The sequence below is a fragment of the Klebsiella sp. 141153 genome, from assembly GCF_032601995.1.
Taxonomy (GTDB): Bacteria; Pseudomonadota; Gammaproteobacteria; order Enterobacterales; family Enterobacteriaceae; genus Klebsiella; species Klebsiella aerogenes.
Genome location: NZ_JAQIRJ010000003.1, coordinates 169437 through 181687 on the forward strand (window position 1 = coordinate 169437; position 12251 = coordinate 181687).

Annotated in this window: 12 protein-coding genes; 5 read left to right on the forward strand and 7 right to left on the reverse strand. The window is 52.8% G+C overall.

The features are described 5' to 3' along the window. Positions 1 to 8: 8 nt before the first annotated feature. A complete protein-coding gene (gene rcnR, locus PGS10_RS06650; RefSeq protein ID WP_015369853.1) occupies positions 9 to 281 on the reverse strand; it encodes a Ni(II)/Co(II)-binding transcriptional repressor RcnR in 273 nt (90 codons plus the stop codon). 118 nt (positions 282 to 399) lie between these two features. Between rcnR and PGS10_RS06655 the strand changes: the two genes are divergently transcribed. Beyond that, positions 400 to 1506 carry a nickel/cobalt efflux protein RcnA gene (locus PGS10_RS06655; protein WP_316422612.1) on the forward strand — a complete coding sequence of 369 codons (1107 nt, stop codon included), beginning with the start codon at positions 400 to 402 and terminating at the stop codon, positions 1504 to 1506. Between the two features lie 116 nt (positions 1507 to 1622). After that, a complete protein-coding gene (locus PGS10_RS06660) occupies positions 1623 to 2279 on the forward strand; it encodes an epoxyqueuosine reductase QueH (protein WP_045391931.1) in 657 nt (218 codons plus the stop codon). Between the two features lie 70 nt (positions 2280 to 2349). Here PGS10_RS06660 and PGS10_RS06665 read toward each other — a convergent pair whose 3' ends face one another. From PGS10_RS06665 to PGS10_RS06690, 6 genes are all read right to left on the reverse strand, one after another. Next, positions 2350 to 2718, reverse strand: a complete 369-nt coding sequence (locus tag PGS10_RS06665) for a hypothetical protein (protein WP_131631703.1) — start codon at positions 2716 to 2718, stop codon at positions 2350 to 2352. Positions 2719 to 2752: 34 nt separating this feature from the next. Then, entirely contained in the window at positions 2753 to 3142 is a 390-nt protein-coding gene (locus PGS10_RS06670) for a polymorphic toxin type 44 domain-containing protein (RefSeq protein ID WP_072047968.1), read from the reverse strand. A 604-nt stretch (positions 3143 to 3746) separates the two neighbouring features. Beyond that, positions 3747 to 5012, reverse strand: a complete 1266-nt coding sequence (locus tag PGS10_RS06675; protein ID WP_047044140.1) for a histidine phosphatase family protein — start codon at positions 5010 to 5012, stop codon at positions 3747 to 3749. 25 nt (positions 5013 to 5037) lie between these two features. Further along, complete coding sequence (locus PGS10_RS06680; RefSeq protein ID WP_047065333.1) at positions 5038 to 6396, reverse strand: MFS transporter; 1359 nt, start codon at positions 6394 to 6396, stop codon at positions 5038 to 5040. A 110-nt stretch (positions 6397 to 6506) separates the two neighbouring features. After that, positions 6507 to 7316, reverse strand: coding sequence for an inositol monophosphatase family protein (locus PGS10_RS06685; RefSeq protein WP_047078939.1), 810 nt, complete (start codon positions 7314 to 7316; stop codon positions 6507 to 6509). 116 nt (positions 7317 to 7432) lie between these two features. Then, positions 7433 to 8389 carry a LacI family DNA-binding transcriptional regulator gene (locus tag PGS10_RS06690; protein WP_161801926.1) on the reverse strand — a complete coding sequence of 319 codons (957 nt, stop codon included), beginning with the start codon at positions 8387 to 8389 and terminating at the stop codon, positions 7433 to 7435. A 503-nt stretch (positions 8390 to 8892) separates the two neighbouring features. On the opposite strand from PGS10_RS06690, the gene PGS10_RS06695 reads away from it, so the two are divergent. From PGS10_RS06695 to hdcC, 3 genes are all read left to right on the forward strand, one after another. Beyond that, positions 8893 to 9966, forward strand: a complete 1074-nt coding sequence (locus tag PGS10_RS06695) for a catalase family peroxidase (protein ID WP_316422614.1) — start codon at positions 8893 to 8895, stop codon at positions 9964 to 9966. Continuing rightward, entirely contained in the window at positions 9963 to 10547 is a 585-nt protein-coding gene (locus PGS10_RS06700; RefSeq protein WP_045391946.1) for a cytochrome b, read from the forward strand. The genes PGS10_RS06695 and PGS10_RS06700 overlap by 4 nt, the downstream gene beginning before the upstream one ends. Positions 10548 to 10878: 331 nt before the next feature. After that, positions 10879 to 12225, forward strand: a complete 1347-nt coding sequence (gene hdcC, locus PGS10_RS06705; protein WP_045373958.1) for a histidine-histamine antiporter — start codon at positions 10879 to 10881, stop codon at positions 12223 to 12225. The last annotated feature ends 26 nt before the right edge of the window (positions 12226 to 12251 follow it).

A 12251-nucleotide genomic window follows, 5' to 3' on the forward strand; every position in this document is an offset into this window, starting at 1 on the left:
CGTGGCCGCTATTTGATATAGGAATCCAGCACCTTCAGCACCACATCCAAATCTTCTTCACGTTTCACTTCATCGCCTTCATGAACGATATGTTCCGTCAGATGGCCCTTGATCACTTCACGCATTAGTCCGTTTACCGCTCCGCGAATAGCGGCAATTTGCTGCAGCACGGCGGCGCATTCGTGCGGCTCATCCAGCATCTTTTTCAGCGCGCTCACCTGCCCTTCAATCTTGCTGGCTCTGGCCTGCAGCTTCTTTTTATCCCGAATCGTATGCGACACGTTAACCTCACTAGCGAACTCAATGCCTCAATTATAGGTTTGTAATCTACTGGGGGGTAGTATCTTATACTGGGGGGGAGTAGAATCCCGTTCACCAACGACAACCTACTCTCTTCTTATGAACGAATTCTTACCTTTACTTCAGCAGGGCAATGCCTGGTTTTTCATTCCCAGCGCCATTCTGTTAGGCGCGCTACACGGCCTGGAGCCAGGCCATTCAAAGACCATGATGGCGGCATTCATCATCGCCATTAAAGGCACGGTTCGTCAGGCGGTAATGCTGGGCCTCGCCGCGACCCTTTCGCATACCGCCATCGTCTGGCTGATCGCCTTTGGCGGCATGTATTTTAGCCAGAAATTCACCGCCGAAGCGGCTGAACCCTGGTTGCAGCTGGTTTCCGCATTCATCATTCTCGGTACCGCAATATGGATGTTCTGGCGCACCTGGCGCGGTGAACGTAACTGGCTGCAGGCCATGCAGGATCGGGATACGCATCATCATGATGATGAAACGCAGATCGTCGACACCGGCCACGGTCAAATCGCGCTTTCTATCTTCGAAGAAGAACAACCGCCGCGCTGGCGCATACGCACGCTAAGTGGCAACCGATGGGCCGCTGGCGATGTCTCACTGGCGACACGGCGCAGCGGGAGCAGCTTCGCGCAGATGTTCTCCTTTGTTGATAGAGGGGATTATTTAGAATCCGCGCAGACCATCCCGGAACCGCATGACTTTAACGTCCGCCTGACGCTCGGCCACCAGCGCCATACCCACGATTATGATCTGGCGTTTCATGAACATCATCATCATGAACTGGACGGCCTTGAGGAAGGAAGTCAGGCCTATCAGGACGCCCACGAGCGGGCCCATGCGAACGATATTCAACGTCGCTTCGAGGGCCGGGAGGTCACTAACTGGCAGATCTTACTGTTCGGCCTGACCGGCGGATTGATCCCCTGCCCGGCGGCGATCACCGTACTGCTTATCTGCATCCAGCTCAAAGCCCTGACCTTAGGTGCGACGCTGGTCCTCTCTTTCAGCATCGGCCTGGCGTTGACGCTGGTCACCGTCGGCGTTGGCGCGGCGGTAAGCGTTCGCCAGGTGGCTAAACGCTGGAGTGGTTTTAACACGCTCGCCCGCCGGGCCCCCTACTTTTCCAGCGTGCTAATCGGCGCGGTGGGGATCTATATGGCGATCCACGGCTATCTCGGCGTGAGAGGTTAATTTGAGATGAATTCAGCGCCGCGTGAGGTTGCGCGGCCTGACATTTCTGGGGAAGGATAGCAGCCATTCAACGTGCTACAGTTGCCGCTGGATGTATTTACTTCAGGAATGACTTGATGTCCGAGTTCCAGCGCCCACAGCTGACGTTGCCCAACGGAGCCGATAAACTGCTGCTCCACTCCTGCTGCGCCCCCTGCTCCGGGGAAGTGATGGAGGCGATTCAGGCTTCCGGTATCGACTACACCATTTTCTTCTATAACCCCAACATTCACCCGCAGAAAGAGTATGAAATCCGCAAGGAAGAGAATATTCGTTTTGCGCACAAACACGGTGTGCCGTTTATCGATGCCGATTATGACACCGATAACTGGTTCGCGCGGGCCAGGGGGATGGAATGGGAACCCGAGCGCGGCGTGCGCTGCACGATGTGCTTTGATATGCGCTTCGAACGCACCGCGCTTTATGCCTACGAGCACGGCTTCAGCGTTATCAGCAGTTCGCTGGGAATTTCACGCTGGAAGAACATGCAGCAAATCAACGACTGCGGCGAGCGCGCCGCCGGACATTATCCAGACATGGTCTACTGGGATTACAACTGGCGCAAACAGGGCGGATCCTCGCGGATGATCGATATCAGCAAGCGCGAGCGCTTTTACCAGCAGGAGTACTGCGGCTGCGTCTACTCGCTGCGCGACAGTAATCTGCACCGAAAATCCCAGGGCCGTCCGCTAATTAAGATCGGCAAGCTCTATTATGGCGATGAAGGTGAGTAGCTGAAGGAAAGGGAATGATGTGGATAAATAACGGGCCAGGAGGGCTCCTTTTAATGAGATCGTTGCCTTCCTAATTTCGGGCCTGAAAACTCACCTGCGGCCTGAATGTTTTTCCCTTATATTCATAAACAATCGAATTACTGAATGAAAAAACGCGTCCGCTATAGCTGATATTTATTACCTCTCCCTCTACGCTGACGTTTGCGCCACTACCCGCAGCAATAAGGAACGGAATCCGTTTTGCCAGATCGGTCGCAGCATTACCTTCAATCTTACCGGTAAGGTAGTAGCGATAAGTATCTGCTACTGTTGCCCCACCACCGCTAAAACCGGTGACATAAAGCCAGGTATGGCTATCCAATTGTTGTGATGTAATAACTTTATCCTCAGAACGCTGTTCGCTTCCGGGAGTTGATGTCATGAAACCGATAACCATCATCAGGAGTATGGTCGTGAGCAGACCATGTAACCATTTAATAGCCGTTCTCAATCGCATATTTAATGCCCTCTCTTATCCAGTATTGATCAGTAGGATCATCACCATAAGGTGCATCTTTATACCATATTCCCCATTCAGGTCTGGAAGTTCCTGCGCGCTTTTGTGCCCATCCTGCACCAACCAAGAGTATTCCGGAAAGGATACCAGCTGCATACCCTGCTGCACCAAAGTTAAAATTGCCAAATTCTGCCCAATATGGGTCAAACTGTTTATAATCCCAAGGCCCTTTATTTCTAACTTTTTGATAGAACCAGTAATAAGTTTTAGGAAGTGCCATTCCTCTTGACTGCCCATAATTCCGTGCATCCTTCATATTATTTCTCACCACTCCAATTCCTGGCCCAGCCACAGGTATTGATGCCATGCAAGGGGTTCCTTATTTCAATTCACTAAAGAGATACGCACTTCATGTTCTCAATGAAGAAGATATCAAGCGCAGCCGTTATAAATTAATGATATTATTTAATAGACACTATAACAAAGGATAAATAAAACCCTCAGCATCAATGCTTACATTAGTAATATAAAACAAACCACTACACTGTTCATTTACTGAATCAACTAACATCTGTACTGTGAGTGTTTATAGTAGTGTTATTTTATCCTTATCACCAAAGGATTGATTTTTAATAATGGTAACCAACATATAGATGATGAACAATCCCTGCCCTCTAAATATTTTCCTAAAAAACCCAAAAGCGACTTAATAAACACGTTACATAAAGACTTAAAATATTCAGAATTACCTAAATTTAAATTTTATCAGGTGAGGTGAGTGGCTGCCTGACTAATGTTTATTGGCGGAAAACACGACGTAGCAAGTAGAATGCGACTGTTTTATGGACTATTTACAATCAATAGGATTAAAATATCATTCGAGTTTATTGTAATTACTCGAATCACTAACGCTTTTAAGCAATACGCCATACTCCTTCTATTTCCGCTAAGGATTATGGCGTTTGCGCTGATTAAAGAACCATATTCACCGGCGGTACCGCGCTTTTATCGATCTGTTTACCTAAGGCCTCCAGCGCGGACTGATACGGGCATAACGTGCCCACGCTGGTCTGCTGGCAATCAGGCTGACGCCACTCCTGTTGCAGCATCGGGTGCTGACGATCCGGCATCTGCAGGCGTCGCAGGTCGTCCAGGCTTTGCGCCTGGAAATAGACGCGCAGATAACGTTCGCCATTTTTGCTGTTGCGCCAGCGCTCTATCACCAGACTGCTGCCCGGCGGAATATTGCCCCGGCTGTAACCGGGCAGCTGCCAGCTAAAATTCATCAGCGTGCGCACCATCGCGATATTGGTGTCATGAGCCACCAGCAGCAGCCAGCGTACGTTCGGCGTGGCGTCCGCTTTTACGCCGTCCAGCATCGCGTTGAGCAGCACCGAGCCGCGCTTTTGCGCGGTGTACAGCACGTCATTACTGAGATCGTAGTTTTCCGTTAACAGCGGCAGAATGGCTGTGATCTGGCTGGCGCGGGTAATCTTCCCCCACGCCAACTGGCTTAAGGGCAGGTTTTCACTCCAGCCCAGACGCAGCGTTTCAACCATATTGGCCATCACGCTCAGCCCGCTAATGGTGGTTTTACCGCTTTGGTTTTGCTCCACCTGCCAGGGCTTATCAAAAATGGGGCACGGTTTATCCTGTTGGCAAACCGCGGCTTTTAATAACTGGATCGTCGGCGCCAGCGCCTGCCGACGCTTCGCCAGATCGCCGGCTTTCGCCTTCACTTCCGCCAGCTGGCGGGCGGGATCGGTTTGCGTAGCCGTAAATTTATCGGTCTGGAACAGTGGGTCGGCATCACCGCTGACATAATGAATCGCCACGCCGCAGCCGGGAAATGCTCCATCCACCAGCGCCTGTGCGGTTGCCCGGGTACGCTGTAGAGGGCTGGCGCGAACATAAATATCCTCCGCGCTCGGACACTGCCCCTGCAGCAGGCCAAGCTGGCGATAATGCTGCCCTTCCGCGCGCCCTTTATTGGCGACCGCCGCATAGCCATGTCCGGTCAGCTCCCCATCGTGGGTGGTCCATTCGGTCCATGGACGCTGGGTCGCGGCTTCAATAGCTTCACGATTGCCGGGCGTTGGCGGACGAATGCCGTGGCGGCTTAACTCCACCACTTTTTCCAGTTGCCAGTTCGCCGCGACGGCGGATTGCATCGCCAACAGCGGCAGCGCACAGGCGATAAACAGGCGTAAAAAGCCCTGATGTCTTGCAGGCATCATAAAATCTTCCTTATCGATTAATAGGTTATGAGGAGAATGAAGTCTGCCGTTCGACGGCATGGCGTCGGGCGACGATGGCGGCGGTGGTAAAACAGAGTAACGCGGAACCCAATCCGGTGCCTATCCAGAACAACGCCAGCGTGCTGAAATCATAAATCGTTTTCCCGTTTTCGAGGATCGCGGTTTTATCGATAATGATCCCGGTCAGAAATTCACCCAACCCCGCTCCGGCATAGCTGGCGATGCCAATGGTTCCCAGCGCCGCCCCCGCCGCTTTGCGTGAAGAGATATCGACGGCGATCAATCCTCCGAGGAAACAGGTTAACGCGCCGATGGTCGCGCCGAAGACGATCATCGCCAGGATGTCGGTGTAGTAATTATGCGGCGACCAGAGCATTAAGGCGAACCCCGCGGTGTTCAGCAGGCTGATAAATCCGGCCATGACGCTGCGATTGCGCGGGAAAAATCGGTCAGAGAGCATGCCGGCGATGATGGTCCCGGCGATACCGGCGATCGCGTTAACGCCGATGATGCCTGAGGCCTCAAGGGTGGAATAGGCTTTATCCTGCTCCAGAAAGAAGATCCCCCACGAGTTCACCGCATAACGGTCGATATACATAAATGCCGATGCCAGCGCCAGCGTCCACAGCGCCGGGTTACGCAACGCCAGCAGTTGGTTTTTGAACACCGATCCCCGCGCTTCAGTCTCTTCCTGCGGTTCATCACGAATCACGTTAATGGAGGGAAAGCCGCAGCTCTGTGGCGAATCGCGCATAAACAGCAGCAACAGCACCACGCCAGCGGCGCCGAGCGCAGCCGTGGAGAGGTAGCCCATTTGCCAGCCAAAACCCGCGATCACCGCGGCGATCACCATGTAGGTCATGGCCTCGCCGATGTTATGCGCCGTCGACCAGATGGCGTAAAACGTTCCCCGCTCTTTAAAGCCGTACCAGCGCGCCAGCGAAACCGCACAAGGGCCAACGCCCATCGACTGCGCCCAGCCGTTGATCCCCCAAAAGATAGCCAGCAGCATGGCGTTGGTGGTCATGCCCATCAGCAGGTTCATCCCGGCGCTGAGCAATAGCCCAAGGCTCATGTAGCGCACCACGTTGGCATGATCGGCGATAAAACCGTTGACCAGTTTGCCGATGGCGTAGCTAAAGAATAGCGTCGAGCCAATCATCCCCAACTCCGTTGGGGTAATGCCTAATTCCACCAGCGCGCTTTTCGCCACGGTGAACGATAAGCGGCAGACGTAGAACGTCACGTAGGCCAGGGTCATGGCAATAAACGTTTGCCAACGTACCCGGCGAAAACGTTTTTCATCAAACGCGGCGCCCGCTTGCGGCGGCGACGCCCGGAAAAAATGAATAATTCCAGACATATAGTTTCTCCGACGGTCGGAGGCTTGACTGATTGATGTGCTTCGTCCGTGAGGGTCGTTATCGTTACTGTGTAGGGTACATAATCAGAAACAGCCCGAACCTGTAAGGGTTAATGTAATGGTTGAAGGATCATCTTTTGTAGTTGGGGATACAGCGTTTGGCTGGCCAGCAGCAGAGGGTTGCCGTGACGAATCCCCTCTTGCGCCAGAAAGTCGTTGGCAACGCCTCCGGCTTCGCGCATCAAAACCAGACCGGGTAAGGCATCCCACGGATTCATGTGCGGTTCATAGTAGCCAATCAGTCGCCCGGCGGCCGCCCATGCGCTCATCAACGCGCCGGAGCCATTGCGGATGAACATGCCGCCATCGCTGAGCAGCGCGTCAAGAAAAGGCAGGAATTCCGCCGGCGTCACCCGATGCGACGTTCCGACGCCCATCACCCCTTCTTTGACCGTTGCTGCGGGATGTGGGCGAATTGGCGTCTCATTGAGCCAGGCGCCATGGCCCCGTAGCGCGTGGAACAGTTCTCGATGATTGGGATCGTAGACGACGCCAACTACCGGCTCGCCGTCAACAACGATCGCCAGCGACAAGCACCAGGTATGCAGCCCATTCAAAAAACAGCTGGTGCCATCAATGGGATCAACCACCCATAGCACCCTGGCGTCCGGCATCTGCGTACCGCTCTCTTCGCCGAGAAAACCATCCTCCGCAAACGCGTCAGTAATGCGCTGCTTAACAAAGGCTTCTACGCGTTTATCGGCCACGCTCACCACGTCCTGTAGGTCATTGCCCTTATGCTCTACCGCCAGCGCCTCGCGCTGCTGATAGTATTCGAAAGCCAGCTCGGCACCCGCTTTCGCCAGCTCACAGGCCAGGCGATAGCGGGCCTGTAGCGCAGAGGAATCCAGTGATGTCATCATTTACTCCTTTTGCACACGTGTGCAATTTTATTTAAAAAAGCCCCGAAGAGCGCAGTGAGTGTGGATGGATTTTAGCGATAATTCTGTGATCGATTCATCATAAAATGAATTTTTCATTTAGCGCTATTACGAATTATTAATTTCACAGCAACTTCACGGTGACGTGAAGGTTGATTGAATTTGGCGATCCGGCTGACCAGCATCTCCACCGCGTGATAAGCCAACTGCGTGGTATCCTGCTGGATAGTGGTAAGTTGATAAGGCTGCCACTCCGCCTGGGGAATATCGTCGAAGCCAATAATTGCCGGCAGGACGGCTGCTGGATTATCCGCTCGTAGCCCATCCATCGCCCCAATCGCCAGCATATCCGTGGCGCAAAACAGCGCCTGCAATCCTGGCCTTTCCGCGGCGAGCCGGCGAGCGGCCGCAAAACCGGACTGATAACCGCCCGTTTCGCAGAAATGCGGCGTAACAGCCAGCCCGCTGGCATGGCGGATAAATCCCTCGTAGCGCTGCCGGGTGCTGAAATTGTCGCGATTTTCGCCAATAAAACCGACGTCCCGGCACTGGCCTGCGTGCAACAGCTCAGCGGCCAGTTTCCCGCCGAGCGCGTTATCGCTGCTGACGCGGTCGCAGCCGGGAAGTTCAGCGTGACGGTTGATAAGCGTAACGGGGATTTTTCGCGCAAGATACTCCTCAGCCAGCTCCAGCGGCGGCGCGCCGGAGGTGATAATGACGCCAGCGACGTGATAGCTGAGAAGATGTTTTAGCGAAGGAGCTAACTGCTGCGGATCATCGGCGTTCATCAACAATGGCATAAATCCATGCAGCGCCAGCTGGTGGATGAGCGGCGCCAGCAGCTTACTGCGAAAAGGGTTATCGAACCCTGAAGTGATGATGCCGATAAAGTTGCTGCTGCCGGTGTTCATCGTACGGGCGATGATATTGACCTGGTAGCCCAGAGCTTCCGCGGCGGCCTGCACTTTGGCGCGGGTTTTCGGCGACACCGAGGCCCCGGGCGTGAAAGCGCGGGAGACGGCTGAACGGGAAACGCCGGCAAGCTTCGCCACGTCTTCTGCTTTAATCCATTTTTTATCGTTCATCACTTTGATTTTTCAGTGAAATCCATCAGGCATAGATGTATCGCTCAACACATTACCCTCGTCACGCTGAAGGCTATGTGTCCCGAGAACACTTTGGCTTTCACTATACCCTGAATCGGGTCGGTGATGCCGGTCAACCGGCGCAGATAATGACATTTTTTATTATCACGTTAACTGAACAGAAGTATAAACTTTTCGTGATATTGTTTCTTTCGTTCGCGCACCAATTATAATAATTATCATGATTCTTCATAAAGAAATAAAAGCGCGGTTAAAGAAAAAACGTAACCAACTAAATTATAATAATTTTATTATGAAATTTATTTCATAAACATTATGTTATAAGAACTTAAATATAATAACGTTAACGGTTAGATATTAATAACAACCCTATATCTTCACGATATTAAACGTGTTCCGCGCGATATCTTGCGCGTGACGTGAAATAAAACTTAACGATGGAAACGTCTATGTCAAAACTGGATTTCCGATCCAAAAATACCTGGCGCGCGCTGGCGTCCATCGCGGTCATCGTCGGGGCAACGGCGGCGGCATTCGCCTGGACCTCAGGCTGGCTGGGCTCGCGAACCACCAGCCAGTCATTAGTCCCCGATCCAGACAAGCCGTTTCCTGCCGGGTTCCGCCGGGCGCACGGTAAAGGGATCTGTTTTACCGGGACGTTCGAGCCAGCCGGTCCAGCCGTTGCTTATTCCACCACGCGGCTCTTTTCACAGTCGGAGACCCTCGTTGTCGGGCGATTCTCCATTGGCGCAGGTAATCCGCACGCGGCTGATAATTCAACGAAAACCCTGAGCATGGCGCTGCTACTGAAAACGGACGATAAACAGCAATGGCGCATGGCAATGAACAACGAGCCCTACTTCGCCACGCGAAACCCGGAGGGCTTTCTTGCCATGAAAAAGGCCACCGCCGTCGACCCGACCACCGGTAAGCCCGATCCGCAGCGCCTCGCCGCATTTTTACAGGACTACCCGGAAGCCGGTAAATATTTGCAGTGGGCGGCGCAAAAGCCAGCGCCAGGCGGCTTTGCCGGGGCGACATTTTATAGTATTAACGCTTTCTATCTCGTGAACGCCGACCGCCAGCGCCAGCCCGTACGCTGGATGATGCGGCCGCACGATCCATTTGTCTCTATCCCTGATGAACAACGACAGAGAGCCGACCATAACTTCCTGTTCGAACAATTACAGCAGCGGCTTTCTCAGCATCCCATTTACTGGGATTTGGTATTGCAACTCGCCCAACCTGGCGACGCGGTGGATGACCCTTCTCAGCCATGGCCAAACGATCGTCAGCAGGTCGTCGCCGGTACGCTCAAAGTCACCCAACTCGTTGCCCAAGCCGAAGGGGCCTGCCGTGACGTTAACTTTGATCCCTCCATCGTGCCTGCTGGAGTAGAGGTCTCTAACGACCCCGTCTTAAATGCGCGCTCTGGCGCCTATTCGCATTCCTGGAGCCGTCGCGAACGGGAAATTGGCTACGGCAAAGCAACCGAAGCCGTGCAAAAACAGGAGGTTAAATGATTTCGAATAAACCTGACCAAGAGCGCGCGCCGCAGCATTTCAACCCTCTGGCGAGATATCTACATTGGCTGATGGCAATCATGATCCTGGCCATGCTGTTCATCGGCGCCGCCATGATGACTTCATTACACCACCGCATTTGGTTGGTGGATGTACATCGGCCATTGGGGATCGCTATTTTGCTGCTGGCGCTCATCCGCCTGGCCAACCGCTTTTATAGCCGGCAGCCACCTCTTCCTGCGGAGCTCTCACGCTGGCAGGTACTGGCGGCAAAAGCGTCACACTGGGCGCTGTACGCGCTGATGCTGGCAATGCCTTTGCTTGGCTGGGCGCAACTGTCGGCAGCGGGCGTTCCGATTGTTATGTTTGAAGGACTTAACCTTCCGGCCATTACCCCGACCAGCCCGGCGCTTTTTGCCTGGTTTCACGACGCCCATCGCCTGTTAGCTAAACTGCTCTTTGCGGTGGTGTTGCTACATCTCTCGGCGGCATTAGTGCACGCATGGATATTCCGCGACGGCGTGTTTGCCAGCATGGCAAAAAGCGCTAGCCGGTCCAGTGAACCACCTGTAAAGCGGTGAAATTTAATAACAAGGTTCGTTGAAGTAAAAATAAGGGGCTTCGGCCCCTTATTTTTTGCATTCGAAAACACTGCAGCCACTCACTATAGCGCTCACCTATAAAAATTAGCCCGTCCGTTATTTATTGCGCAATCACCAATAGCGTTGATGATTAAATAAAAAAGGGGACGGAGTGAATTACCCAATCACTGTTTAAAAAACACACAGAAATTAATATATATTCGCGCATATCATTTTCAAAAAATGATGTAGATCATATTCCCGCACCTGCCCTGTGAAAAAATGCGCTTAATAACCAAGTAAGCATTTACTTAATACAGAGGGGATATATATGGGAAGCGTCAGCGCGGGTACTGCGCAAAAAATGGGGTTAACGGCACTAACCCTTGTGACCGCATCAAATATGATGGGTTCCGGTGTTTTTATGTTGCCGACCAATCTCGCCGGAGTGGGATATATTTCACTATGGGGATGGTTGTTTACTATTATTGGCGTAATTGCGTTGGCGTTGGTTTTCGCTAAAACCAGTCTTATTACCCCTCGCGCGGGAGGGATCGTGGCCTATGCCAGCGATGCGTTTGGCCCTTTCATCGGTTTTCAGACGACGGTTTGCTACTGGATCAGCGCCTGGATTGGCAACGTCGCGCTCCTCGTCGCCGGGGTCGGCTATCTGAGTTACTTCTTCCCGGCGCTGCATAATCCGGTTTACGGTTGTATCACCGCTATCGCTATTCTGTGGGCATTTATTGCCTTAGGCAGCCTGGGGGCTAAAACGGCCGGGCGCGCGCAGTCCTTCACCGCCAGCTGCATGCTGGTCGTGGTGCTGGGTGTGGGCATTGTCGGCTGGTTCTGGTTTGACCCGAAAATGTTCTCTGAAGTCTACAACGGGACGGGCAACAGCGACAGCTCAGCCATCGTCTCCGCGGCCTCCATTGCGCTGTGGGGTTTCTTAGGGGTGGAATCCGCCGTGGTCTCCAGCGGACAGGTGGAAAACCCTGAACGCACGGTGCCTCGCGCGACCGTATATGGTCTGCTGATTGCCTCCGTATGTTACGTCGGTAGCTGTACCGTTATCATGGGCCTGGTTCCCCACGCTGAACTGGTCAAATCTGCCGCCCCATTCGCCGATGCGGCACGCTATATGTTTGGCGATATGGCCGGCAACATCGCCTCCGCGCTAAGTATTATCGCCTGTTTTGGCTCCATTTCCGGCTGGTTGATCCTGCAGTCAGAAGGCCCGCGCGCAGGGGCGAAACAGGGGTTATTTCCGCAGATTTTCGCCGAGACCAATAAAAATGATGTCCCGATGAAAGGTCTGATTATTTCTGGCGTGCTGATGAGTCTGGTGCTGTTACTGACGGCTTCCCCCGATCTCGCCAAACAGTTCCAGGTGGTGATTCTGATGTCGGTATTTGCCTCCCTGCTGCCTTATATGTATGCCATTATCGCGCTACCTATCATCATGGTTTCTAAAAAGCTCAACCGTGGACGTGGCTTTATGTTTTATTGCGTCCTGACTGTCATCGGTATGATTTACAGTATATTCGCCCTACTCGGTTCGGGTACTGATTCCATTTTCTGGGGCACAATTATGATGATGGTAACTATTCCTCTGTTTTCTTTTGTCGCGGCCGGACGTAATAAAAAAGGCCAGGATATTCTTTACCTTCAAAAATAATATTTTATTCACCAACATAAATATGG